Source organism: Glutamicibacter sp. NPDC127525 (assembly GCF_042672105.1).
In the GTDB taxonomy this organism is placed as follows: Bacteria; Actinomycetota; Actinomycetes; order Actinomycetales; family Micrococcaceae; genus Glutamicibacter.
The window spans coordinates 50,973-75,270 of record NZ_JBHXVN010000006.1 but is presented as its reverse complement, the minus strand read 5'-3'; the positions used below and the strand labels follow the sequence as shown (position 1 = coordinate 75,270).

Sequence of the window (24,298 nt, the reverse complement as noted above, 5' to 3'; positions counted from 1 at the left end):
CTTACTCCGCCAAGGAGGCCAGGGCCTCGGTTACGGTAGCCACGGTTGGCTCCTGGATGGATCCGACAATTGTGCCGTCCTTCATCAGCAAGACATTGTCTGCATAGGACGCGGCCACCGGGTCGTGGGTGACCATGATGATGGTCTGGCCCATTTCACGGGTGGACGTGCGCATCAAGGACAGCACTTCGGCGCCGGTACGCGAATCGAGGTTGCCGGTTGGCTCATCGCCGAAGACCACTTCCGGCCGGGTGAGCAGTGCTCGGGCTACCGCGACACGTTGCTGCTGGCCGCCGGAAAGTTCATGCGGTTTGTGGTTCAGGCGGTCGCCCAGGCCGAGCGCCTGGATGACGGTGTTGAACCAGTCGCGATCGTGCTTCTTGCCGGCCAGCGACAATGGCAGCAGGATGTTGTCCTTGGCGGTGATGGTTGGCACGAGGTTGAAAGACTGGAAGACAAAGCCGATCTGCTCGCGGCGCATCTCGGTCAGCTGGTCATCGCTCAGCTCCAGCAGGTTCTTGCCGCCGATGATGATTTCGCCGGAGTCGGCGGTATCAAGTCCTGCCAGGCAGTGCATCAGCGTGGATTTTCCGGAGCCCGATGGGCCCATGATGGCGGTGAAGCGGGATCGTTCGAAGGAAACGTTTACGTCGCGAAGGGCCTCAACCCGGGTGCTGTCATGCCCGTAGGTCTTGGTCAAGCCGCGGGCAGCGACCGCATTTTCGGTTTTTGGCAGAGTCTCAGAAGTCATATTAGAAATACTACAAAGCGCCTAGCCAAACCCGCATCCACCATCAGGACCTAGTTTCCCGGGGGTGCGTCATACCAAGGTATGAGCAAATTCGCGGACGCTCTGCCCCCGCAGGTTACCGATTAGCAGCCATGTTCGCGTTCGGTTTCCTGGTGCGATGCCGGCTCAATCTGGAAGGTCGAGTGCTCAACGCTCACGGTGAAATGATCTGCCACGCACTGCTGCAAATCCCGCAGCAGCCCACCGGCTACCCCAGCGGAGAACATCGAGTCCTCGACCACCACATGGGCGGTGAGCACCGGAAGGTTGGAGGCAATCTGGCTGGCGTGCAGATCGTGCACCGCGATCACCCCGGGCAATGCCTCCAAATGCGCTTTGACCCCGAGCAGGTCCAGGCCCCTAGGCGTGGATTCGAGCAGGATGTGGGTGGTTTCCCCCAGCAATTTCATGGCCCGGGGAACGATCAGGGCGCTGATCACCAGGGCTGCCACGGAATCGGCGCCCATCCAGCCGGTGTAGGTGATAACCAGCGCGGCGATGATGACGGCAACCGAGCCCAACGCGTCGTTGACTACTTCCAGGAAAGCCGCACGCATATTCAGGTTGCTATTGCGTCCCGCGGAAATGATCCACATGGAGATGACGTTGCCCAATAGGCCGATGATGCCGAAGGCCAGCAGTCCCTCCGGTTGGACTTCTGCAGGGGTGAAGAGCCGCCGCACGGCGTCGATGGCCGCATAGATGCCCACAGCCAGCAGCAATGCCGATTGGAAGGTGGCGGAGAGGACTTCTGCGCGGCGGAATCCCCAGGTGCGCTTGGTCGTCGGCTTGCGCATGATCAGGTTGGCAGCGGTCAGAGCCAGCAACAGCCCCAGGGTATCGGTCAGCATATGCGCTGCGTCGACCAGCAAGGCCAGCGAGTTGGTGACGATAGCGCCAACAACCTCGGCGACGAGGATTGTAGCGGTGATGGCGAAGGCCCAGGCCAGGCGGGTTCGGTTTGCTCCGGAATGATCATGGGAGTGCCCGTGAGAGTGATCGTGTCCCAAGTTCAGCCTTTCTTCGGATCCATGCTGTGCGCTTCTTCCCAATGGTGATGGGATGCCTCTTGCGGCAGAAGCGCCGAGGCGGCAGCGGTCAATGCGTCAAGTGCTTCGCTCTGGCCCAGCGAGTAGATGCTGGCCCGGCCCTGGCTTCGGACGTGCACCAGGCCGGTGTCCTTCAGGCAGGACAGATGCGCGCTGACCGTGCTTTGGGCAAGGCCCAAATGCTCGGTCAGTTCCCTGACCTTATGCTCCCCGGTGCGCAGATGGTCCAGAATCAGCAGCCGCGTCGGGTCAGCGAGCGCGTGGAAGAGCGCAGCGAACTGGAGCTTGCCGCTGCGGATTTCCGATGCATCGATATCTGACTCTATTATCGCCATATAACGATGATAGGTGACTTTGCCGCGAAACGGAACGTTGCATGGCCAACTGCGCATCGCGATGGATGGCAAGATGAAAATATGACTGAAGATCTCATCGTTGGCGAAGACGGATTGGCGCGCCCTCGCTGGGCCGCCTCGAATGACATGCTCCGCACGTACTACGACGCCGAATGGGGCATGCCGATCACCTCCGAAGAGGGACTTTTCGAGCGGCTGAGCCTTGAGTGCTTCCAGTCAGGCCTGTCCTGGGCCATCATCCTCTCCAAGCGCGAGTCGTTCCGCCGCGCTTTCGAGCACTTCAATCCCGAGAAGGTCGCGTTGTTTACCGAGGACGATTTCAATCGCCTGATGGAAGACGCCGGGATCGTGCGCAATAGGCTCAAGATCCGCGCAACGATCGCCAACGCAGAAGCGACCCTGATGCTGCGCGAAGAGGGCGGCCTCTCGGATTTCGTGTGGTCCTTCAAGCCGGAACAGACCCCGGCTCCGCGTAATTTCGCTGAAGTACCCACGCAAAGCCCCGAGTCCAAGGAACTGGCCAAGGCGCTGAAGAAGCGGGGTTTCAAGTTCGTGGGCCCGACCACCATGTACGCGTTGATGGAAGCCATCGGCATGGTCGATACCCATCTGGTCGGATCGCACCGCCGCGGCACTTCCGGCATTTGGGCCTGAGGTCATGGAACTGCGCCTACCGGCAACGGGAATTCTGGACGTCGGCCACGCACTGGCAGTCCTGGAATTGCATTCGCTGCCTGCCCAGGAGCGGCTGGATGCCGCTGCGGCCCAGCTGCACCGCGTCCTGCAGCTGGACGGGAACCTGGTTGAAGTTTCATTGAGCCTGGATCCTGCAGGCGTATCGCTCACCCACGACGCCCCGACTGAATCCATTGCGCGCCTCACGGAGATCATCAACCATTGGCTTGGACTGCAGCAAGACACCACAGCTGCTTATGAAGCGCTCCAGGCCCTTCCTTGCTACCAGCCGCTCGCGATGGCTTACCCCTCCTTGCGGCTCATCAGCTACCCGGATATTTTCGAGGCCCTGGCCACCACGATCATTGGACAGCAGGTATCCTTGGCGGCGGCACGGACCCTCGGCGGGCGCTACGTCGGCGCATTGGGCCAGCAGCATGGCTCGGGCCTTCGGGCTTTCCCCACAGCGGCCTCAACGGCCGCCTGCACGCCTGGGGAATTGCGTGCAATCATTCGCTGCCCGTTGCCGCGGGCAACGGCGCTGCACGCGGTAGCCGAATGGTTCGAGCACAGTGGAAAGTTCTTGCTCGGAGACGTGCCGGCATTCCTGGAGCAGCTCCAAGGGCTGCGCGGCGTGGGGCCATGGACGCGCAATTACCTTGCCCTGCGGGGTTTGCGGGATCCAGAGATCTTCCTGGAGTCGGATCTAGTAGTTCGCCGAGCCATGAGCAAGCTTCACGATCGCGGCGTCACTGTGGCGCGTCCACCGAAGGGTGCGGGCTACCTGGCCACGTTGCTGCTGTGGTCCTTTGACGCCGCCAAGCTGTAGCAACGAGAAAGGGAGCTTATCAAGGTGTGCAATCCTGATAAGCTCCCTTTTCGACGAATCGACCGACTGAGCAAGTCAGCCGATTCTCCATTCCCCTTATTCAAGCCGGCTACGCCGCTCGCTGCTTCGAGGTGAGCAGCCCCGGCAAGCAGCGAACTAGCCGATAAATATCGGACAAGCTTGACGCTTCTCCCGACCACACACGGGAGAAGCTCTGGAATAAGCATATCCTAAAAACCAGTAATAACGTCAAGCCCTGTTTGCGTAATTTTTCGATTTATTTCTTAGGTCGCTCTAACTTGCTTGATTTTGTCCGCGCCAAAAGACTAGTCGGCGAAGATCTTGCCAACTTCCGTACGCTTCTCGGCCTGGAATGCATCTTCTGCACGGCCAAAGGCCCAGTAGGCAGATAGCGACATGTCGCGGCGGTCCACGCCATGCTCGTCATAGAAGTATGCGCGCAGCTTCTTCATGACTTCGCGCTCACCGTGGGCAAAGACCTGCACCCGGCCCTCGGGCCATGGAATCCCCCGGACCACGGACTCCAGGATCGTGGTTTCAGGGGAGAATTCGGCACCGCGGTGAATCCAGCGAATTTCCACGCCAGCCGGCGCCTGCAATTGCATTTCGTCAGCCTCGTCGGCAACTTCGATGACCACCAGGCCCCGCATCTGCGGGGCCATGGACTCCAAGGAGGCCGCAATGGCGGGAATGGCAGTTTCATCTCCGGCAAAGAAGTGGAAATCGAATTCATCCTTGGGGACAAACATTCCGCCCGGGCCCGAGAAGCAGATCGATGAGCCGATCTGCGCGTCACGAGCCCAAGGACCTGCTAGGCCCTCATCGCCATGGACCACGAAATCGACCTCGATGGTTCCCGCCTGCATATCGCTGCGGCGCACGGTATAGGTACGGCGAACCGGCAGATCCTCGGGAGCCAGCCGCTCACGCAGCGCTTCCATGTCATAAGGCAATTCAAGGCCCAGTTCCGGCTTCGCGAACAGGAACTTCACATAGCGGTCGGTCACCGGCTTGTCTGCGAAATCGCAGATGCCTGGACCGCCAAGGGTGAGCCGCACCAAATGAGGTGCGATATTCTCGCGCTTGAGGACCTGCAGGAGGACCTGGGGGCGCGCAGGTCGGCCTCCAGTTTGCGGGCGATCACCAGCTGGCTGGGACACAAAATCACTTCCTGTCTTAATAAGGGTAGATAGATCAATCCTAATTGACGGGAGCGCAAGTGGTTACTTCGGGAAGGTCGGAGGGCCTTCATATGCACTGAGCCCAGCGCGTTCTCCGGGGCTCAAACGCTGCACCCGCGAGGACACCGGGTCGAAATAGGCCAACGTAGTGGAGGCCTTGACGCACAAATAGTCCTCCACCGGGTCACGGAACTCGTAGCAGATATCAAAGCTGGCAGGCTTGATATTGGCAACCCAGAGATCGACATTGACCGGCACGTTGCGGTATTCCAACGGGCGGGAATACCGCACCCGATGCTCGACAACGAGGATCTGGGTTCCGGCAGGCACTGCAGAGAAGATCTCGGCCTGCGGCTGCGAGCCTGGCGCGCCGGTGCCACCGGGCACGCCAAAGCCGGCGATTCGGGCTTCTTCCATCAATCGGATCAGATTGACGTTATTGACATGGCCATAAGCATCCATGTCGCCCCAGCGCATAGGGACCTGCACCCGCAGAATGCTTTCTTCCATGGCTAATCTTCCTTCAGCAGGTTCGCGCCGTCATTGCCCACGATCCCCAACTTGGCCAGCTCCCGAAGGATCCGGGCTCCGTCCGGCTCGTAGACCCAACGCACCCCGGGGGTGGTTCGGCGCAGCTCATGCGAACGTCCGCCGGCTAGCACCGCTTCCGAAGGGGTCAGCTGGCGGATCACAATAGCCCTGACCAATTCGGGGTAGCGGCGCGCGAACTCCGCATAAATGGCCGGATCATGCTGGCCGTCATCGCCGATGAGCACCCATGAAATGTGCGGGAATTCTTCGGCCAGGCGGCGCAGCTGGTCAACCTTGTGCTGCATTCCGCTGCGGAACCAGGAACGGTCTGTTGGCCCCCAGTCGGTGAGCAGCAACGGCCCCTTCGGGTACAGGTTGCGCGAGATGAAGCGCTGCAGGGTCTGCGCGACATTCCATGCGCCGGTGGAAAGGTAGATGGTCGGAGCTCCTGGATGCTCGAGCAGCACCTTCTGGAGCATTACCGCCATCCCGGGGGTCGCCACGCGGGCATGCTCGGAGAGCACAAAGGAGTTCCACGCCGCCAGCATGGGGCGCGGCAGTGCGGTGACCACGACGGTGTCATCCACGTCGCTGATCACCCCGAACTTCTGCGCCTGGTCGATAACGAGAATCTTCGCCTGCGCGGCATCGCCGTTGTGGGCATGAAGCCGGATCTCATTCCAGCCCGCGGGCAGGTCGACTACCAGCTTCACATCGATCACGCCGCCACGGTCAGCCTGGACCTCGAAGCGCTGGTCGCCAACGTCAATGCTGACCTTGCCGCCGGGAAGGATCGGGGAAATGAAATTGCGGAAACCGCGAATGCCATCGGCAATGACCTGGGCTTGGTGCTGCCCGTCTTCAAAGGCGCCGGGCTTGGCCAGGACAACGCGGGCGAAGACGCGAATCCAGCCGCCGCTCGGTCCGGTAGAGCCATATCCCACATAGGGAAGGATTACCGCTTGGTGGCCGTTGGCCAGGGCGCGCCGTGCACGCCAACGATGCACTCCGTCTTCCATTCGCGAAGCTACATGCCGGGCATCGCCATCAGCCGAAATATGACTCATAGCCCCAGTCTTTCATGTCGACCGCCAAGCACGGGAAAACGACAACTTGTGTCTCGAGCCCTTGCCTTTTTCTACAAAGAGTAGAAAGCTGGTGCTATGAAATTCGAACACGAGCTCAATAGTCCGGTCCTGGTATTGGATGAGGACCAATCGTGGCAGCTGCTCTCGCACAGCTCCCACGGACGCGTAGCAACTTCGGTTGCAGGGTTGATCGATATTGTTCCGGTGAATTACGCGGTGCACAACGGGAAGCTGTTCTTGCGCACCTCGCCCGGTAATAAGCTTGCGGCCATGGCGATCAATGAAAAGATCGCTTTCGAGGTCGACGGCATCCTTTCCGATGAAGCTTGGTCCGTTGTCGTGCACGGCAGCGCCGAAGTATTGGAGCATGAGGCCGATATCAAGGAGGCCCGCGAAAGCGGCGTCACTCCCTGGATCCCCACCCAGAAGGATTTCTGGATTCGGGTCGACATTGATTCGGTCTCCGGGCGCCACTTCGAGCTCGGCGAGCAACCAGAGGTCGCTGAATAGTTCTCTGCGATCTGCACGGCAAACGCCGCTGCCTGCCCAATGGCGATCGGGCTGGCAGCGGCGTTTCCAGCTTTAAGCCGATGCCTGGGAATAAGGGTAGAACCCTTCTCCGCTCTTGCGTCCGAGCTTGCCCGCAGCCACCTTTTCGGTGATCATCGGGTGCGGCTGGTCGGCCTCGTCACCGGTCTCGGCGTAGGTCGCCTGCGCGATGAAATCGATAACATCAAGGCCCACCATGTCCATCAGCTCGAACGGACCCATGGGGTGGCCCAAAGCGGTCTTCGCAGTGGTATCGATATCCTCGATGCTGGCGATTCCCTGGTGAGCCAGGTTCAGCGCCTCGGCGTTGATCGCACCCATCATGCGGTTGGCAATGAAACCCGGAATCTCCTTGTTCACCAGCACCGGGTTCTTCCCCAGCTGGTTGGCTACCTCGGTGACAGCCTGGATCGTGGCATCGCTGGTCTGCTCATGGCGGACTATTTCAACGCACTTCATGACCAATGCGGGGTTGAAGAAGTGCATATTGCACACGTGCGCTGGACGGCCGCTGGCCTGGGCCAGCTTCGAGGAGGGCAGCGTCGAGGAGTTCGTCGCCAGGATGGCGTGGGCCGGTGCATGCTCGCCCAGTCGGGCGAAGATCTGCTCCTTGATGTCCAGGCGCTCCACAGCCGCCTCGATCACCAAATCGGCTGCGGAAGCAGCTTGGTTCAAATCGGTGTTCTGGCTCAAGCGCCCCAGCGCCGCAGCTGCCGTGGGCTGGTCGAGTTTGCCTTTGGCCACGCGGCTGGCAGCCCAGGATTCCAGCTCGGTGCGTGCTGCGCCCAACGCGTCGGCAGAGATATCCTGCAGCACGGTGGCGTAGCCGCCCAGCGCGCAGCTCATCGCGATCTGGCGGCCCATGGTGCCGGCACCGATCACCAAAATACGTTCAATCCTCATTGACCATTCTTTCTTTGCAGTCCTGCCCTGCGCCTTTTAGCCGCGCAGGTAGGTCGTCGTGGTGTGCGTGTAGAACTCGCGAGCTGCTGCCCCCTGTTCCTTCGGTCCGTAGCCCGAAGCTTTCGCACCGCCAAAAGGCACGTGCGGGTCAGCGCCTGCTGACTCCGAATTTACATGCAGAATACCCACGTCGAGAGTTTGTTGCGCTTCCAGGGCCAGCTCAAGATTCGAAGTGAACAAGGCCAGGCTCAAACCGTATTCCGAGTCTTCTGCAGCCTCGAAAGCTTCCTTCCATCCGATGACTCGGCGGACGGACACGATGGGCGCGAAGAATTCTTCCTGCCATGCGCAGTTGGCTCGTCCGGCTTCCCCCTCCGGAAGTTCCAGAATGGTTGGTGCCAGGAAGCTGCCGGTTTCCGGGGCCAGCCCGCGATAGCGCAGTGTTGCGCCCTGTGCCAGCGACCGGTCGATCCCCTGTGCCGCCGAGTTCGCCGCTTTGGCATCCACCAGCGGGCCCATATGCACTGACGGGTCCAGCGGGTCCCCGGTCACCCACTGCTCCAGCCTTTCGGCGAGCTTGGCCAAGAATGCGTCGGCGATGGACTCGTCGAGGATCAGCCGGCTGGTGGCCGTGCACTTCTGGCCGGTGGAGCGGAAGGCCCCGAAAAGCACCTGCTCGCTGGCCAGGTCCAGGTTTGCGTCGGCCAGCACTACCGAAGCATTCTTGCCGCCCATTTCGGCCTGCACCGGAATCCCCCGGGCCGCACCTGCCGCGCAGAGTTTGCGCCCGACGCCGGTGGAACCGGTAAAGGTCAGCCCGTCCAAATGCTCATTGGCGATGAAAGCATCACCCAGCGCGCCCGGGCCGATGACCAGGTTCAGTACGCCAGCGGGCAGCCCTCCGTGCTCCAGGGCCTGCACAAAGCGCATGGCCAGCAACGGCACCAGGCTGGCCGGCTTGAACACCACGGTATTGCCGAAAACCAGCGCCGGGGCGATCTTCCAAGCCGGAATCCCGATCGGGAAGTTGAACGGGGTGATCACCCCGATCACCCCCAGCGGCTTGTGGGTAACCAGAATCTGTTCCCCGGCGCGCGGGGATTGGAAGACGGTGCCGGCAGCGCGCTCCGCTTCGCCGGAATAGTAGGCCAGGATCTGTGCGGCCCGCAGCACCTCGCCGATTCCCTCGGCTCTGGTCTTGCCCTCTTCGGCGGCCAGTTCCGCTCCGAAGTCCTCCGCATGCTCCTTCAGGTATCCGGCGGCCTTGGCCAGAATCGCCCCGCGGGCGGCCATCGGAGTGGACGCCCAGGATTTCTTGGCCCGGTGGGCGGCGCCGAAAGCGGCGTCCACCTGGTCCACGCTGGCCGCGGTGCCCTCCGCGAGCACGATGGAGTCGTCGGCGGCCGCCTTCGAATCGATGCGGCGGCCTTCGCCAGGCACCCATGCGCCATTGATGCAGTGCTCCAGGGTGGCAAGTGTTGTGGAAAGGTTCATTTGCTTGGTTCTCCCGTCTTCCTTGGCTTCGCGGCTTAGCGGAAGGCCGGCACGCCGGTGAGCTTGTTGCCCAGGATCAGCGTGTGCACCTCGTCGGTGCCCTCGTAGGTGCGCACCGATTCCAGGTTGTTGGCGTGGCGCAATGGCGAGTAATCCAGCGTGATGCCGTTGCCTCCCAGGATGGTGCGTGCTTCGCGGCAGATCGCGATGGCTTCACGGCAGTTATTCAGCTTCCCTACCGAGATCATGTGCAGGTCCAAATTCCCGGCATCCTTCAACCGGCCGATGTGCAGGGCCAGCAGGAAGCCCTTGTTGATTTCCAGGGCCATGTCCACCAGCTTCTGCTGGGTCATCTGGTATCCGGCCAGCGGCTTGTCGAACTGCAGGCGTTCCTGCGAGTAGGCCAATGCCACTTCGAATGAATCGCGGGCGGCCCCCATGGAACCCCACAAGATGCCGTAGCGGGCTTCGTTCAGGCAGGAGAACGGCCCCTTCAGGCCCTTGGCATTCGGCAATACCGCCGAACCGGGCAGGCGCACATCGACCAGATCGATTTCGCACTGGATGGAGGCGCGCATGGACAGCTTCTGCTCGATCGGGGTGGCGGTGAAGCCCGGGGTGCTGGTCGGCACGACGAAGCCGCGGATGCCCTCATCGGTCTGTGCCCAGATCACCGCCACTTGCGCCACATTGGCCAGCCCGATCCAGCGCTTGGAACCGTTGATCACCCAGTCATCGCCGTCGCGGCGGGCGAAGGTCTTCATGCTCGACGGGTCGGAACCTGCCGTTGGTTCGGTCAGGCCAAAGCAGCCAATGGCTTCGCCGGCGGCCATCTTGGGCAGCCATTGCTGCTTCTGCTCCTCGGAGCCGTGCTTGTAGATGGCGCTCATGGCCAACGATCCCTGGACCGAAACGAAGGTGCGCAGCCCCGAATCGCCGGCTTCCAGCTCGGCGCCGGCAATGCCGTATTCCACGGCCGAGCGGCCGGCGCAGCCGTAGCCTTCCAGGTGCATGCCCAGCAGGCCCAGCTTGGCCATCTCCGGAACGATCTCCAGCGGGAAGACTGCGTCGTTGTACCACTTGGCGATATTCGGCTTGATGTTCTCGTTGACGAAACCGCGCACGGTATCGCGCAGGGCCAGTTCCCCCGCCGAGAGCAGCGAATCGAAATTGATCAGGTCGGCCGGATCCAGAAGGCGTTCTGCGGTGCTCATATTAAGTCTCCTTGAAAGTTCTTTCGATTAGCTATTTGCCAGGGTGCCCAGAAGCGCTTGGTGCTCCCCGTGGGCCGGCGGGATGGTGCGATATTGGGCGCCGGTGCGCGAGAGCCCGATGGGGCTGGCGATCTGCTCGGTCGCTTCCCCGGTGTCCGGATCGGTGATCAGCGCGACGGGATCCAGGCCAAGTTCCTTGGCGAAGTCGATGGCCTCGGCAATGGAGTTGACCTTTCCGGCGGGCACTCCCGCGGACATCAGCGCATTCGCCCAGTGCGCGGCAGTGGCCGAGGCGGTGGCCGCTTCGATGATTGCCTTGAGTTCTTCGCGGTGGGCCACCCGTGCGCTATTGCTGCTGAAGCGCGGATCCTGGGCTAGGTCCGGCTGGCCAAGGTGCTTGGCCAAGGCAGCGAACTGGCGGTCATTGCCCACGGCGATGGCCACGACGCCGCCGTTGGCCGCGAAGGTTTCATAGGGGGCAATGCTCGGGTGCGCGTTGCCCATGCGTTCCGGGGAATTTCCGGTAGCCAGCGTGCTGCTGGACTGGTTGGTCAGTCCGGCCAGCAGCGAGCCGAGCAAGTTGACGGTCACCCGCTGGCCGATACCGCTGGCATCGCGTTCGCGCATGGCCAGCAGGATGCCGGCAACCGCATTCTGCGCCGCCAATACGTCCACCAGGGCAACGCCGGCCTTGCTCGGAGGCCCGTCTGGTTCTCCAGTGATGCTCATCAGTCCGCCCACTGCCTGCACCAGCAGGTCGAAGCCGGGCAAGGTTGCACCCTGCTTTTCGCCGAAGCCCGAGATGGAGCAATAGACCAGTGCCGGGTTCAGCTCGCGCAGGCTCTCGTAGTCCAGCCCGAATTTGGCCAGGACGCCGGGGCGGAAATTCTCCACCAGCACGTCAGCGTCGCGGATCAATCCGCGCAGGGCCTGCAACTGGGTCGCGTCCGCGAAGTCGGCGACTACTGCCTGCTTGTTGCGGTTCACCGACCAGTAGTAGGTGCTGATGCCTTGGGCATTGACCGGAGGCTTCCAGCTGCGGGTCTCATCGCCAGCAGCGTTCTCCACCTTGAGAACTTCGGCCCCGAAGTCGGCCAGGGTCATGGAGCACAGCGGCCCGGCCAAGATGCGCGAGAGGTCGATGACCTTGACCCCTTCAAGCGGTTGGCTCATTTGCTTCCACACCTTCAATCCGCACAGAATTGCTTAGTTACATGTTGCATGCAACTCTATGTTGCCCGGATCACCCTTGGCAAGGATTTTCAGGATGTTTCGCTGCTCGGGTCTGCAGGGGGCGCGGAATGCCCTAGGAAATCAAGGCGTCCAGCCGCTCCAGGAACGGTTTTGCGTCCAGTCCCGGGGTCCGCGAACACACCGAGCGGATCAGCATCTGCGCGGTGCGCATGACGTGGCCCCGAACGGCCAGCGCGGCGGCGTCGGGGTCTTTAGCCAGAATCGCCTCCATGATCTCCTCGCGGTCCCCGGCCAGGTCCTGGCTGGAGCGGGCGAAGGGCACGGTGGTCTGCCCGTGGGCCAGGACAAGGTTGCGCAGCTCCCCCACCACGCTGTCGAGTTTCGCATTTCCGGCCAGCCCCAGAAGGCACAGGTGGAATTCCTTGTCCGCTTCCAGCGTCGCCCGGCCATCACCGGTTTCGCCGATTGCGAGCATTCGCTGGTGCAACGACTTCAGCTGGTTGATATCAGCCTCGGTCGCGTTCCGCACGCCACGTGCGGCAGCTGGAGGCTCGATAGCCAAACGCAGCTGGAAGACTTCGACAATGTCCTCCAATGAAATCTGGTTGACGCGCACCCCGCGGTTTTTCGCCACGGTAACGATTCCCTCTTTTTCCAGCAGCTGCAAGGCCTCGCGCACCGGAGTTCGCGAGACGCCGAGCTTTTCCGAGATGCCAATGGCCGAGTAGTGCTCCCCCGGAGCCATCTCACCGGCAACGATGGCGGCACGGATCATCGTGGTCACCTGCTCGGTAAGAGATACCTTCGGCTTAATCGGTTGCATGCTACTCATGGTCTGAAGCTTATCCTGATTCGACCCGGCGGCAAGGCCAGGTACTAGATCGTCTTGCGCAATGGCACTTCCTTGATGAGCAATACGCAGAAGAAGGCAACCACGGCTACGGCCGCCGAGACGATGAAGACGATCCCTGTCGCCTCGCCATACGCCGATTCCACCACCTGCCGTAACGCATCTGGCATCCCGGAAAGATTCAAGGAATCCCCGGTGGCCGGGGCTGAGGACAGCTGCCCCTTGGCCGCTAATGATTCGGTAATAAGATCTGCCACATTGCGCGAAAGCAGCGCGCCGAGCACCGCCACACCTGCTGAGCCGCCTACAGAACGGAAAAACGCCACCGAAGAACTTGCCGCCCCGATATCGGTAACTTTCACCGTGTTCTGCACCGAGAGCACCAAGTTCTGCAGCATGAATCCCATGCCCACGCCGTTGAGGAACATGCCGCAGGCCAAGAGCCAGTATTCGGTATCCTGGCGCATCAGCCCGAGCAGGCCGAGTCCGGCGATGTTCAGGACCGAACCGATGAGCAGGTAGATCTTCCAACGGCCGAAGCGGGTAATCATCTGCCCGGAGAAGACGGACCCGAAGTAGTTGCCCGCGATCATTGGCAAGGTCATGAGGCCGGCCATGGTCGGTGTCGCTTCGCGGGCGATCTGGAAGTACTGGCCGATGAATGCGCCGGTGCCGAACATCCCCACGCCAATCGAGATCGAGGCGAGAATCGCCAGCGAGGTTGTTCGGGTGCAAATGATCTTCAGCGGAATGATCGGTTCACGAACCCGTGATTCAACAAGCAGCAACGCGGCAACCAGCAATAGGAACATCGAGACCATCGTGTAGGTCTGCCACGAATTCCAGCCGAAATAGTCGGCTTTGCCTACATAGGAGACCCAGATCAGCAGGATCGAGACGGCGGTGGTCAACAGGACCGCGCCGACCCAATCGATATGCACCGGACGCTTGAGGTGCTTCAGGTGCAGGGTCCGGTGGATCAAGAGCATGGAGAGCAGGCTGATCGGGATGCCGAAGAAGAAGCACCAGCGCCAGCCCAGGGGCGAGTCCACGATGAATCCGCCGAGCAGCGGTCCTGCTGCGGTAGATACAGCCATGACGGCACCGAAATATCCCGAATAGCGTCCACGTTCCCGTGGCGGGATGACCGTGCCGATGACTGCCATGCCCATGGCGGTCAGCCCGCCCATGCCGATGCCCTGGATGACCCGGGCGAACAGCAGAACGGGTATGGACCAGGCGAGCCCGGCCAGCAACGAGCCGAGCACGAACACCAGAATTCCGGCTTGCAGCAGCTTCTTCTTGTCGAAGAGATCCGCCATTTTCCCCCAGATGGGAGTGGTGGCGGCATTAGCCAGCAGCGTGGTGCTCAAAACCCAGTTGAAGTCGGTTTGCGAGCCGCCCAGGACATCCATGATGGTCGGCAGCGCAATAGACACAATGGTCGCCGCCAGCATGGCAGCGAAGAAGGATGCCAGGACGCCAGCGATGGATTTGAGCACCTCGCGTTGATTCATCTGCGGCTGGTCTGCCGCTGCCTCGGTGAGGTCAGTGGGACGTTCCTTTTCCGGCATGCTCTTATCCAAGGTCGGAATTCTCCGCATTGCCGAACTGCTCGGTCCGTTGGGTTTGGATGCCGCGGATCATCGTCGCGTTCAATTCGCTCAGCGCGTGCGCGACGCTGGCCAAGCGCTCGGCATCCCAGTCCGGAAGGACATCCCGCATTCGCTCCAGGCGCAAGCGGTCGCGGAATTCAAGCCGCTCGCAACCCGCCTCGGTCACCCAGAGCACGTGGCGGCGGGCGTCGATCTTGCTGGGCTGCTTGGCTACCAGGCCCATTTGCTCCAGTTCCGCCAAATGCCGGCTCATCGCCGCGGTGCCGATCCCCAAGGACTGCGCAAGGTCGGCAGCATGCGTGGGTTCACGGGTTTTCAACGTCTTGAGCACGTGATGGGAGGCGTTGGATACCTCGGGGTCAGTCTGATCCATATGCGAAAACACGCGAAGGATCCTGGAACTGCGGGCCAACTCGTCGAGCAGGATTTTGAGTTCAGAATCCGAAGGGTTATCTGGAGACTTGTCCACGATCTATCGGCTGCCTATCTATTGTGTTTCCACCAATGTAAGTTCGAATCGTTGCTCCAGTCAACGTTTTTGCCTGTTGCCACGGCGGTAAGCTGGTGTTGTGAATGATCAGCGAGTCCAAGCCAGCACGCAATACGCCGAAGAATTACGTCTTTCCGCGCTGAAGGCAGCTCGCCAGTCCGCCGAGCTGCTGCGCGCTTCCTTCCGCGGCAACGTGGTAGCCGAGCATAAAACCAACACCCATGATCTGGTCACCGACATCGACCTGCAGAGCCAGCGGCTCATCACTGCCTCACTGCTATCGGCCCACCCGGATTCCTGGGTTCTCGGCGAAGAGCAGGTCTCTGGCGATCAAGGACGGCAGGCCGCCGGGAAGGTGCAGTGGATTGTCGATCCGATTGACGGCACCAGCAACTTCGTCCACGGCGTGGCATTCTTCTGCATCTCGATTGCCGCAGCCATCGACGGAGAACTGGTGGCCGCCGCAATCCTCGATCCGGTTTCTGGTGATGAATTCAGCGCCAATTCGACTGCCGCGTTCCTCAACGGGCAGGTCCTTGAGCCCAGTGCCCGTCCCGAGCAGTCCCGCGCCAACCTGATGACGGATTACCCGGGAGCAGAATCCATGCTCAAGGACGGGGATCTGTCCTTGGAACTCTTTGGCCAGTGGATCCAGGACTTCGCCACGGTACGCCGCAAGGTCTGCGCGGCGCTGGCCTTAGCCCATGTTGCCGCAGGCTGGTGCGACGCCACCATCGGGTTCGATACCAAGGTGTGGGATGTGGCTGCCGGAGCGCATCTGGTGCGCATGGCCCAGGGCACGTTCCGCGGCTTGTCCTACGGACAGGCAGGACTCGCCGACCACTACTGCCACGGTTTCATCGCGCAAGGGCCCGGCGCCGATTATCCTTCCTTGGCAACCGCTGCCGAGCGGATCCATCAGCTGCGCACGGGCCGCTGAGCCAACAAATCTGACAATATCGAAGTAGTTGGCCCTGCCCCTCGGCTTTGGCGGCTTTCGGACGTACCATGGCGGCATGGAACCACGATTTCAACGGACCGCGCATTCCGCCGCGCGGCACCATGGAGGCGGAGGTGTGATCCTGGGAGGAATCGGAGCAATTCTGCTTTTCGCTTCCTTCGCAGTGATGTTGGCAGCTCAATCCCTGGATTGGGAGCCACTGCTCATCGGCATTAGCTTGGGCATCTCGACAGTGCTTTTCGGTGTGGTGTTCCATTTCACCCACTGACCCGCACTTTTTCCTCATCCACTAATCGCAACGGCCCCGGATCCATCGCTCGTGGGAGCAACAGGTCCGAGGCCGTGCGTGCGTTCGGGCGCTTTACAGGTGGGTAGGCGCAAACATCTTCAGCAGGGTCCGGACCACAATGACATTGGGGCCATCTGCTTCCAAGGCGTCGGCGAGCGCAGAGCCGATGCCTTCGGGATCGACCGCTTGGGCGGGGATGCCAAAGGAATGCGCAAGGGCCACGAAGTCCGGCCGGGCCAGTTCGGTGGCGGTGGCTTTTCCGAAGGCTCCCTCCATGTATTCGCGCAGGATGCCATATCCCCCGTCGTCAACGATCAACCAGGTGACCGGTGCATGGTGCTGCTTGGCGGTGGCCAGTTCGGCAATGGAGTACATCGATGAACCGTCGCCGCTGACTGCCAGCACGCGCTGCTTGGAGCCGATGGCGCCACCGATCGCGGCGGGGAAGCCGAAGCCTAGGCCGCCTGCACCCTGCGCGGAATGGAATTCGCCCTCCTTGGCGTCCCAGCAGCTCCAGCCCCAGTAGGCAGCGATGGTCATATCCCAGAAGGTCTGCATGCCTGCCGGGACTGCGGCGCGTATATCCGCCATGAACTTCCGTTCCTTGCCAAGGTCCTGGGCATCCAGGCGCGCCTGCACCTTTGCCAGGGTCTGGGCCACCACCTGTTGCGGGGTGCTTCCGTGCCATGATGCCTGGGCCTTGAAGCCTGTCTCGCGCATTTCTTCGTCCAGGAATTTCAAGGCTTCACGAGCATCGGCGCGGATACCCAGGGCCGGGGTGTTGGACTCGAGCACGCGCGGCTCGGCATCAATCTGGATCATCTTGCCGCGGGGTTCGAGCGTGAAGTAGTTGCTGGTGACCTCGCCCAGGGCCGAACCGATCACCACCAGCACGTCGGCATCTTCCATGACGTCCGAGACATAGCGGTCTTCCGCCCACGACTGCAAGGACAGCTCATGGTTCCAGCCAAAGGCTCCGTTGCCGCCGGGGCTGCACAGCACCGGGGCCTGCAGTTTTTCGGCTACGGCCAGCAATTCAGCCTGCGCCCCGGCCCGGCGCACACCGCCGCCGGCGATGATGGCCGGGCGCTTGGCTTCGGCCAGCCAGCGCATGGCTTCGCGAATCAGCTCTTCGCGCGGGGGATGCTCGTAGGCTTCGGCCAGGGCATCCTGTACCGGTGGCACCATCACCGGGGCGAGCAGGACATCCTGCGGCACCTCAACCCACACCGGCCCCATCGGCACGGTAATGGCCCGGGCCCACGCGTCCTGGATCGCCGAGGGGATGCCCGATGCATGATGCACGGTCTGCTGGAACTTGGTGACGTTGGCGGCCGAGGCCTTCTGGTCATCGAGCTGATGCAGCATGCCCTTGCGGCGGGCTCCCAGGCCGTCCAGCGGAATCTGGCTGGCCACCACGACCATGGGCACGCCGGTGGCGTAGGCCTCCTGCAGACCCGCTAGCGAGGTCAGCGCGCCCGGGCCGGTGGAGAGGAACAGCACGCCCACTTCCCCGGTAGCGCGGGAGTAGCCATCGGCGGCGAAGGCGGAGTTGTTCTCCACGCGTGAGGAGATGAACTCCAAGCTTGAGCGCGAGAGGGCGTCGAAGAGTCCCAGGGCGTGCTGCCCGGGGATCCCGAATACGGTCTTGGCACCGAGCGCGGTGAGGGTCTCGATGACCAGATCGCCGCCGTTGCGTTGCGGTTGCTCGTTCATTAGCTATTCATCCCCTTGCTGGCGCGGAAGTCGCTGATCAGGCTGATCAAATCATAGGTGACATGCGAGGCGGCCACGCCGGTCAGCTCTGCATGGTCGTAGGCGGGGGCGACTTCGACAATATCCGCGCCGATGATGTTCAACCCGCGCAAACCGCGCAGGATTTCAAGCAGTTCACGGCTGGTGATGCCGCCGGCCTCCGGGGTTCCGGTACCCGGGGCGTGGGCTGGGTCCAGCACGTCGATGTCCACCGAGATGTACAGCGGGCGGTTGCCGATGCGGTCGCGCAGCTTGTGCACGATTTCGCGGACGCCCTGGTAGTAGACATCCGAGCTGGTGACGATCCCGAAGCCGAAGCGCTGGTCGTCTTCCAGGTCCTTCTTGCCATAGAGCGGACCGCGGGTGCCGACGTGACAGATCGCCTCGGTATCCAGGATTCCCTCCTCGACCGCACGGCGGAACGGGGTGCCGTGGGTGTATTCGGCACCGAAGTAGGTGTCCCAGGTGTCCAGGTGCGCGTCGAAGTGCAGCATCGCTACCGGAGCACCGGCTCGTTGCGAGGCGGCACGCAGCAATGGCAGCGCGATGGTATGGTCTCCGCCCACGGTGACCAGGGTGGAACCGTCACTGGTCAGCTCCAGTGCGTTGTGCTCGATGGTCTCAATAGCCTCGTTGATGTTGAACGGGTTGACCGCCATGTCCCCCGCGTCAGCCACCTGGCTCTGCGCAAACGGCGAGGTGTCGGTGGCTGGGTTGTAGGGGCGGATCAGGCGCGAGGATTCGCGCACGTGGTTGGCGCCAAAGCGGGCGCCGGGCCGGTAGGAGACACCGGTGTCGAAAGGCACGCCAACAATCTTGATGTCGGCCTTCTCCACCTGATCCAGTCGCGGCAGCCGGGCGTAGGTGCCGCCACCTGCATAGCGTGGAATCACCGCGGCATTAATGGGTCCCAGATGCCCGTTTTCCTCGATGCGGATTTCCTTCATCGCAACTTCCTCCCCAGACATCCAAGAACGAAAGTCCAAGTTGTCTAATATGAAACTTCAGTTTTCCATTATGCTATTTTGTCTGCTGGGTCACGTCAAGATTCAGTTATCGCACAGCCCGGAAAACCAGGCAGAAATAGCCCATGCCGCAGCCCGGTAACGGGCTGCGGCATGGGCCGAAACTGCAGCAGGGCGCTCAGCTGGCGAAGCTGCGAATCTGCTGGGCAAGCACCTCTAATCCATCGCGCAGCAGCGCCGACGTCGTGGCAGCGGTACGCGAGTCCCAGCTTCACTACGAGGACGGCGCCGAACATAAGTCGATTCTTCGCGAACCCGAGGACCGTTGCGGCAATGACGAGGCATCGGCACCGCAGGCTGCAACCGCAACGAGCCCGATGGGGTGCGAGCGATTCGATTCCCCCGCCTGCTCTGCGCCAAGCGCTGGACACTGTCCCGTTCGGGACCATGACTGCGGCACCCCGGGCTTCGATGACAGCGCAGAAACTTGGGTCAAGGCTCTCGCAGCGTACGCGCGCCGATCTGCTCTCGGCGGTCACTTCCTACCTTCGCCATTGCGGCCATTGGGAAGATGCCTCTGGGGAATTGGGCATCCACCGAAATTCCTTGCGCCACTGTATCACCGTGGCACAGGAAGTGCTTGGCGCTGGATGTTTTGACTACATTTCAGGCTATTTTGCCCAAATCAGGAGGCTAGGCCTCGCCGGAGCGCTTCTTGCTGGCTTTCACCAGCGCGCGGTCGACCTCGTGAATGCCCAGGCAGAAGCCTGCGGACATGACCAGCGATTTGATAGTCAGTTCGGAAAGGTCATCAGCTACGTACACCAGCTGGATCGGTCCGGCCAGGACCAGCAGGACACCTGTCCACAGCACATACGCCCACGAGGTGCGCGCCTGCGCCATCAGCGGGAAGCGTGCACGTCGGCGAATCGTTCGCACGCCAATGGTGACAATGACGACGGCCAGAATCGCTGCGCCAATGAAGAAGAAATTGCGTTGGGTGCGGATCCAGGTCAAGGTGGTGCCAATAAGAACGCCGAAAAGTATCGAAGCCCACCAGCTGATACTGCGCAGTTGATCTTGCGCAGCGGTTGGTTCGCCTGTCCTCACGCCTCTCCCATCACTCATCGTTCCGAGCGCCCCGAAACAACGCATCGTTCCTAGAATACGCGGTTCATCTCCCCGCAGACGAACGCGCAGCCGCACCGCTCATGCCGTGCCCTGGCAGCAGGCGCATGGGCTTGGCGTCATGAGAGGATCAGCGTCCAGGTAACCACAGCTACCTCATCAGAATCGTTTTCCCAGCTATGCGGTTCACGCCCGGGGAAGGTTATCGTATCGCCTGCTTCGAGTTCTACGCGCTGATCTGGCAATACCAGGATGAATTTTCCCGCGATCACGTGCAGCACTTCCAGCTCGCAATCCACCGAATACAGTTCTGCTTCACCGGTGCCCTTGGGCGCAATCTCAGCGCGAATCATCTGCACCCGCTTCTCGCTGCGTGGCGTAACCAGCTGCTCCGTGATGCCGTCGCCGCCCAGGGAAACACGGGGAGCCTGCTCCAGGCGGACCAGTTTCGTTTCTGGAACCTCGAAGAGGGTACCTACTTCCATGCCCAGCACTTCGCACAACCGCAAAAGGGTCGAAACCGAAGGGCTGGTCAGGTCGCGCTCGACACGTGAGAGGAAACCTTTGGTCAGTCCGGATAGCTCGGCGACCTGGTCAATGGTCATGCGCTGGGTCTGGCGCACCCCGCGCAGCCTCGCACCGATGTTGATCGCAGCACCGGTTGGTTCAACTGGCAAGGTTTTCATCGTTTGGCTCCATCGACGTTTTTTGCAGCAACTACAACCGCAACCACTTTGGCTTCAAGGCCTGCGGGGCAAGTTTACCAATGGTAAACACACGGCGCCCCTACCGCGGACCCACCACGGTCACTAGACTCTGTCCATGGACAGCACCAAGGACAAGCTCTGCGGGTACCTGAACGACGCACGCGAGAATGCGATCTTCAAGGCAGAAGGCCTCGCCGAGCACCTGGCCCGCACCCCGCTCACCCCTACGGGCACCCATATTCTGGGTGTACTGCACCATTTGGCGATCAATGAATACGAATATTTCGGCACCTGCCTCAAGCGCAAGGCCAATGACCGCTACGTTCGCGAGTTCATAGCTCCGCATGATCCCGACGCGGATTTCCTTCCGCCAGCAGACATGCGCGCGCAACAGCTGATCGGCCTCTATCGGAAAGCCATCGCCTTCGCCGATGAGGCCATCAGCACCCTGCCCCTGGACAGCCCCGTAGAGGTACCGTGGTGGGGGCCAGCCGGGAATACCACCTTGGATCACCTGCTCATCCATGCGCTCGCCGAGACCTCCCGCCATGCAGGGCATTTGGACATTATTCGCGAGCAGCTCGATGGCCGTGCTGGCTGGACCGCGCAACTGGATTTGCTGCCCGATTACACCGCTGGGCAATGGGCGGAACAACGCGAGAAGCTGCAGCAACTGGCCGATGCCTTTGCCCCGGGCAGCTGACCCGCAGTCATATTACGCATTCTGACTTCACCGGGCCCTGCCGCCGGCGGTACCATCGGAAATGTTGCTTCACGAGACGCGGCGCCAAGCTCCGACTGGCCGCGCACCAACCCCAAGTTCATGGGTGGTTCGGATGAGGAAGCGGTCCGCGCATCAACAGGTGCACGGGCAAGAGCTCGCAAGAGAGTTGACGTCCCATGGCATATCCGATTCTGCCCGTCATCGACCGCCAGACCGGCCAAGTGCAGTTCAAGGCCGAAGGCCGCTGGCGCACCCGCTACGTTGCAGATCCGCTCAGGCTCGAACAGCTCATTGCCCGTTGCGCCCGCAGGCCGACCTTCGATCCGGCCACATCTGAATTGCTGCTGGTGGTGCCAGTCGCCGGAGATCCTGCGGGCAAGCGATTTGCTTTTAGTCTTGCCAAATTCCCAAGTGCAGGAGCCCTGACTAAACTGGGTAGTTGATCCGATCCACGGGTTTCATTGGGAAACTCCATGTTCCAGGAGAGTCATCTTCGCGATGCCACAGCACTCAGCAACCGAACCTACCAAAGCGCAGATCCAGCGATGGCGCAAGTATCTCGCTGATGAAGTCGCAGAAGGCTCCATCTACCGGGCCCTCGCGGAAAAGAAAACCGGGCAGGAACGGCAAATCCTGCTGGGCCTGGCAGAGGCGGAAGCACGCCACGAATCCCACTGGCGCGTCCTGCTCGGCGAACATGTCAAGGAAGTCCGCCCGTCGCTGCGCCGCACCATGCTGCGTTTCCTGGCATTGCATTTCGGTTCGGTCTTCGTCCTGGCCATGGCCCAGCGCTCCGAGAGCAGTTCGCCCTACCGCGATGACAAGGACGCCACCGCGCAGATGGCGGCCGACGAACAGGTCCACGAAGAAGTCGTTCGCGCGCTTGCTACAGCAGGCCGTGCGCGCCTTTCGGGCAACTTCCGTGCTGCGGTCTTCGGCGCCAACGACGGGCTGGTTTCCAATCTCGCTTTGATCATGGGCATCGGTGCGACCGGTGTTTCAGCGACCTTCGTGCTGTTCTCCGGCATTGCCGGCTTGCTGGCCGGTGCACTGTCCATGGCAGCTGGCGAATACGTTTCGGTGCGTTCCCAGCGCGAGCTGCTGACAGCTTCACGCCCAACCCAGGTCACGCTGACAGCGGCCCCGAACCTTGATCTGGACGCCAACGAGCTGCTGCTAATCTATAAGGCCCGCGGCATGAGCGATGAAGATGCCGAGCACCGGGCCGCCGAACGCATGGGCCTGTTCACCTGCGATTGCAACCCCGACTTCTCGCTGAACCCAGAGGGTCGCGGCGAAGAACTTGAGAAGGAGCACCAGGAGCTGGGTTCGGCCACCGGTGCGGCGGCCACCTCGTTCTTCCTCTTTGCTTCCGGTGCTGTGGTGCCGATCCTGCCGTATATCCTTGGCCTGTCCGGCATGACCGCGATCATCGTCTCGGTAGTCCTGGTGGGCGTGGCCCTGATGATCACCGGAGGGATCGTGGGACTGCTTTCCGGGGCCTCCCCGCTCAAGCGCGGCCTGCGCCAGCTAGCCATCGGCTGGGGCGCAGCGGCCATCACCTACTGCTTGGGCCTGATCTTCGACGTCAGCATCGGATAGCAGCCTGCTGCGAATCGAATGCCGGTACAGCTTTGGCTGTACCGGCATTTTCCATGCCGTGCTCTAGCTGTTCTCCGGCCGCCGGGTACGCCGGCGCAGGGTTTGCATGCTCTGGATGAACTCCATCGCTTCTTCGGCGGTTTCCACCAGAGCAATCTTCTGTTCCATGACACGGTCCTTGGCCAGGGCCTGAAGCAGCGGCCAAGCAGGCAGATCCCTCGTCCAATAGTCCTTGCCGATCAGCACCATCGGCACCACGCGAGCACCGGTAGCGTAGTAGTTTTCGCAGGCATCCTGGAAGATTTCCTGCACCGTGCCGGCGGCCCCGGGCAGAACTACCAGCCCGCCGTTGGACTGCTCCAGCAGAATCGCTTCACGAATGGAATTGGTGAAGAACTTGGCAATCTGGGTGGCAAACAGATTCGGCGGCTCATGGCCGTAGAACCAGGTTGGCACGCCCAGGGACTGCCGCTGGCTCGGGAAACGCTCCTTGACCATCAGCGCAGTTCTCGCCCAGCCGGTGCGCTGATGGATCGCATCTGGCGCTTCGGCCAGCATCTGCAATGCCGTAGCGACATCTTCTGGTCCGTAATCGGCCAGCCACGCACCGGCATTGGCGGCTTCCATTGCGCCGGGGCCTCCACCGGTGGCGACCGCGTAGCCGGCCCGGGTAATCATGCGCCCAAGCTCCAAAGCTTGCGCATACTGCGCAGTGCCCCGGCTCATCGCATGCCCGCCCATCACCCCGATAATCGGGGTTTCCTTGAACGTGCCCTCGTACACCGCCGAGACCAGCGCCTGGCCAATGTGGTGATCATGCAGGGTTCTTGCCAGCGCATTGCTATCGCTATCGGAATTCACCGCTGCATGCTGCTGGGAGTACGCGTAGATCTTCGCATCAGGCACATGCTCGTAGGTCTGCGTCCGGATCCCCGAGTACAACTCATGCGGCGAATACAAGCCGCGAGCCACCGTCTCGAAGGGAAGCTCCTCCCCCGAGCTCATGCACAGCCCGCCAGTGGCTTGCACGATCTGCGCTCCTTGCGCGGAATACTGGCAATCGATGAATAGCGCTTCGGAAAGATCCAAGGATTCCAGCACGGTATCCCGTTCGCGCAGATCAACACGGTGCACTCGCCAGCCTTTTCCGCGTGCGCGGTGGGAAGCCAGCGCTTCGGCTGCGAGACGGTCGAATTCAACGAGCGTCGTTATGTTCACTGCGCGTGCTGGAAGGTAGGGCCACACTTGGGACATGCGTCAACGCTACGTCATAGATAGTGATTATTCACAGAAAGGCCCTTCAACTTTCGCGAAGGCCCGGAACGTGAAACGATGAG

Annotated in this window: 25 protein-coding genes and 1 riboswitch; of the genes, 7 read left to right on the top strand and 18 right to left on the bottom strand. The window is 61.6% G+C overall.

Annotated features, from left to right (window positions below; genetic code table 11):
• Position 1 precedes the first annotated feature (1 nt).
• The 3 genes from ACFVHU_RS14545 to ACFVHU_RS14535 all read right to left on the bottom strand — a co-directional run bounded on the left by ACFVHU_RS14545 (position 2) and on the right by ACFVHU_RS14535 (position 2,174).
• The gene (locus ACFVHU_RS14545) at positions 2-751 is read right to left on the bottom strand and encodes an ABC transporter ATP-binding protein (protein ID WP_105657341.1); all 750 of its coding nucleotides are present in this window, start codon (positions 749-751) and stop codon (positions 2-4) included.
• Between the two features lie 122 nt (positions 752-873).
• A complete protein-coding gene (locus tag ACFVHU_RS14540) occupies positions 874-1,800 on the bottom strand; it encodes a cation diffusion facilitator family transporter (RefSeq protein WP_105657340.1) in 927 nt (308 codons plus the stop codon).
• A 2-nt stretch (positions 1,801-1,802) separates the two neighbouring features.
• A complete protein-coding gene (locus tag ACFVHU_RS14535; RefSeq protein WP_388024994.1) occupies positions 1,803-2,174 on the bottom strand; it encodes an ArsR/SmtB family transcription factor in 372 nt (123 codons plus the stop codon).
• An 81-nt stretch (positions 2,175-2,255) separates the two neighbouring features.
• Between ACFVHU_RS14535 and ACFVHU_RS14530 the strand changes: the two genes are divergently transcribed.
• Together ACFVHU_RS14530 and ACFVHU_RS14525 are read left to right on the top strand one after the other, a co-directional pair.
• Complete coding sequence (locus ACFVHU_RS14530) at positions 2,256-2,849, top strand: DNA-3-methyladenine glycosylase I (protein WP_388024993.1); 594 nt, start codon at positions 2,256-2,258, stop codon at positions 2,847-2,849.
• Between the two features lie 4 nt (positions 2,850-2,853).
• Positions 2,854-3,699, top strand: a complete 846-nt coding sequence (locus ACFVHU_RS14525; RefSeq protein WP_388024991.1) for a DNA-3-methyladenine glycosylase family protein — start codon at positions 2,854-2,856, stop codon at positions 3,697-3,699.
• A gap of 326 nt (positions 3,700-4,025) precedes the next feature.
• On the opposite strand, the gene ACFVHU_RS14520 is transcribed toward ACFVHU_RS14525, so the two are convergent.
• From ACFVHU_RS14520 to ACFVHU_RS14510, 3 genes are all read right to left on the bottom strand, one after another.
• Positions 4,026-4,880 carry a siderophore-interacting protein gene (locus ACFVHU_RS14520; protein WP_105657336.1) on the bottom strand — a complete coding sequence of 285 codons (855 nt, stop codon included), beginning with the start codon at positions 4,878-4,880 and terminating at the stop codon, positions 4,026-4,028.
• 63 nt (positions 4,881-4,943) lie between these two features.
• Entirely contained in the window at positions 4,944-5,411 is a 468-nt protein-coding gene (locus ACFVHU_RS14515; RefSeq protein WP_388024990.1) for an acyl-CoA thioesterase, read from the bottom strand.
• A 2-nt stretch (positions 5,412-5,413) separates the two neighbouring features.
• Positions 5,414-6,499: an App1 family protein gene (locus tag ACFVHU_RS14510; RefSeq protein ID WP_105661617.1), complete on the bottom strand. Its 1,086-nt coding sequence runs from the start codon at positions 6,497-6,499 to the stop codon at positions 5,414-5,416.
• A 96-nt stretch (positions 6,500-6,595) separates the two neighbouring features.
• On the opposite strand from ACFVHU_RS14510, the gene ACFVHU_RS14505 reads away from it, so the two are divergent.
• On the top strand, positions 6,596-7,030 hold the full coding sequence (locus tag ACFVHU_RS14505; protein WP_388024988.1) for a pyridoxamine 5'-phosphate oxidase family protein: 435 nt from the start codon (positions 6,596-6,598) through the stop codon (positions 7,028-7,030).
• A 72-nt stretch (positions 7,031-7,102) separates the two neighbouring features.
• On the opposite strand, the gene ACFVHU_RS14500 is transcribed toward ACFVHU_RS14505, so the two are convergent.
• The 7 genes from ACFVHU_RS14500 to ACFVHU_RS14470 form a co-directional block, all read right to left on the bottom strand.
• Positions 7,103-7,972 carry a 3-hydroxyacyl-CoA dehydrogenase family protein gene (locus tag ACFVHU_RS14500; protein WP_388024986.1) on the bottom strand — a complete coding sequence of 290 codons (870 nt, stop codon included), beginning with the start codon at positions 7,970-7,972 and terminating at the stop codon, positions 7,103-7,105.
• Between the two features lie 36 nt (positions 7,973-8,008).
• On the bottom strand, positions 8,009-9,466 hold the full coding sequence (locus ACFVHU_RS14495; RefSeq protein ID WP_388024984.1) for an aldehyde dehydrogenase family protein: 1,458 nt from the start codon (positions 9,464-9,466) through the stop codon (positions 8,009-8,011).
• A gap of 35 nt (positions 9,467-9,501) precedes the next feature.
• Positions 9,502-10,680, bottom strand: a complete 1,179-nt coding sequence (locus ACFVHU_RS14490; RefSeq protein WP_388024982.1) for an acyl-CoA dehydrogenase family protein — start codon at positions 10,678-10,680, stop codon at positions 9,502-9,504.
• A 27-nt stretch (positions 10,681-10,707) separates the two neighbouring features.
• Positions 10,708-11,853 (bottom strand): CaiB/BaiF CoA transferase family protein, encoded by a 1,146-nt coding sequence (locus ACFVHU_RS14485; RefSeq protein ID WP_388024980.1) that lies wholly within the window; start codon positions 11,851-11,853, stop codon positions 10,708-10,710.
• 133 nt (positions 11,854-11,986) lie between these two features.
• Positions 11,987-12,706 carry a GntR family transcriptional regulator gene (locus ACFVHU_RS14480; RefSeq protein ID WP_388024979.1) on the bottom strand — a complete coding sequence of 240 codons (720 nt, stop codon included), beginning with the start codon at positions 12,704-12,706 and terminating at the stop codon, positions 11,987-11,989.
• 44 nt (positions 12,707-12,750) lie between these two features.
• On the bottom strand, positions 12,751-14,310 hold the full coding sequence (locus ACFVHU_RS14475) for an MFS transporter (RefSeq protein WP_105657327.1): 1,560 nt from the start codon (positions 14,308-14,310) through the stop codon (positions 12,751-12,753).
• Positions 14,303-14,809 carry a MarR family winged helix-turn-helix transcriptional regulator gene (locus tag ACFVHU_RS14470; RefSeq protein ID WP_388024978.1) on the bottom strand — a complete coding sequence of 169 codons (507 nt, stop codon included), beginning with the start codon at positions 14,807-14,809 and terminating at the stop codon, positions 14,303-14,305. Before ACFVHU_RS14470 ends, ACFVHU_RS14475 begins: the two co-directional genes overlap by 8 nt.
• 100 nt (positions 14,810-14,909) lie before the next feature.
• Here ACFVHU_RS14470 and ACFVHU_RS14465 point away from each other — a divergent pair, with 100 nt between their 5' ends.
• A complete protein-coding gene (locus ACFVHU_RS14465) occupies positions 14,910-15,770 on the top strand; it encodes an inositol monophosphatase family protein (protein WP_388024976.1) in 861 nt (286 codons plus the stop codon).
• Positions 15,771-16,152: 382 nt separating this feature from the next.
• On the opposite strand, the gene ACFVHU_RS14460 is transcribed toward ACFVHU_RS14465, so the two are convergent.
• The 4 genes from ACFVHU_RS14460 to ACFVHU_RS14445 form a co-directional block, all read right to left on the bottom strand.
• Positions 16,153-17,796: a thiamine pyrophosphate-binding protein gene (locus ACFVHU_RS14460; protein WP_105657324.1), complete on the bottom strand. Its 1,644-nt coding sequence runs from the start codon at positions 17,794-17,796 to the stop codon at positions 16,153-16,155.
• The gene (gene speB / locus ACFVHU_RS14455; RefSeq protein ID WP_332487687.1) at positions 17,796-18,782 is read right to left on the bottom strand and encodes an agmatinase; all 987 of its coding nucleotides are present in this window, start codon (positions 18,780-18,782) and stop codon (positions 17,796-17,798) included. The genes ACFVHU_RS14460 and speB overlap by 1 nt, the downstream gene beginning before the upstream one ends.
• 711 nt (positions 18,783-19,493) lie before the next feature.
• Positions 19,494-19,910 carry a hypothetical protein gene (locus tag ACFVHU_RS14450; RefSeq protein ID WP_388024974.1) on the bottom strand — a complete coding sequence of 139 codons (417 nt, stop codon included), beginning with the start codon at positions 19,908-19,910 and terminating at the stop codon, positions 19,494-19,496.
• A gap of 137 nt (positions 19,911-20,047) precedes the next feature.
• Positions 20,048-20,614 carry a helix-turn-helix domain-containing protein gene (locus ACFVHU_RS14445; protein WP_105661607.1) on the bottom strand — a complete coding sequence of 189 codons (567 nt, stop codon included), beginning with the start codon at positions 20,612-20,614 and terminating at the stop codon, positions 20,048-20,050.
• 136 nt (positions 20,615-20,750) lie between these two features.
• Between ACFVHU_RS14445 and ACFVHU_RS14440 the strand changes: the two genes are divergently transcribed.
• From ACFVHU_RS14440 to ACFVHU_RS14430, 3 genes are all read left to right on the top strand, one after another.
• Positions 20,751-21,338, top strand: coding sequence for a DinB family protein (locus tag ACFVHU_RS14440; RefSeq protein ID WP_388024971.1), 588 nt, complete (start codon positions 20,751-20,753; stop codon positions 21,336-21,338).
• Positions 21,339-21,405: 67 nt separating this feature from the next.
• A riboswitch (SAM riboswitch) is annotated at positions 21,406-21,519 on the top strand.
• A gap of 16 nt (positions 21,520-21,535) precedes the next feature.
• The gene (locus tag ACFVHU_RS14435; RefSeq protein ID WP_388024970.1) at positions 21,536-21,802 is read left to right on the top strand and encodes a hypothetical protein; all 267 of its coding nucleotides are present in this window, start codon (positions 21,536-21,538) and stop codon (positions 21,800-21,802) included.
• 55 nt (positions 21,803-21,857) lie between these two features.
• A complete protein-coding gene (locus tag ACFVHU_RS14430) occupies positions 21,858-22,961 on the top strand; it encodes a VIT1/CCC1 transporter family protein (RefSeq protein ID WP_388024969.1) in 1,104 nt (367 codons plus the stop codon).
• A 63-nt stretch (positions 22,962-23,024) separates the two neighbouring features.
• On the opposite strand, the gene ACFVHU_RS14425 is transcribed toward ACFVHU_RS14430, so the two are convergent.
• Entirely contained in the window at positions 23,025-24,215 is a 1,191-nt protein-coding gene (locus ACFVHU_RS14425; RefSeq protein WP_105657315.1) for an LOG family protein, read from the bottom strand.
• Positions 24,216-24,298 lie beyond the last annotated feature (83 nt).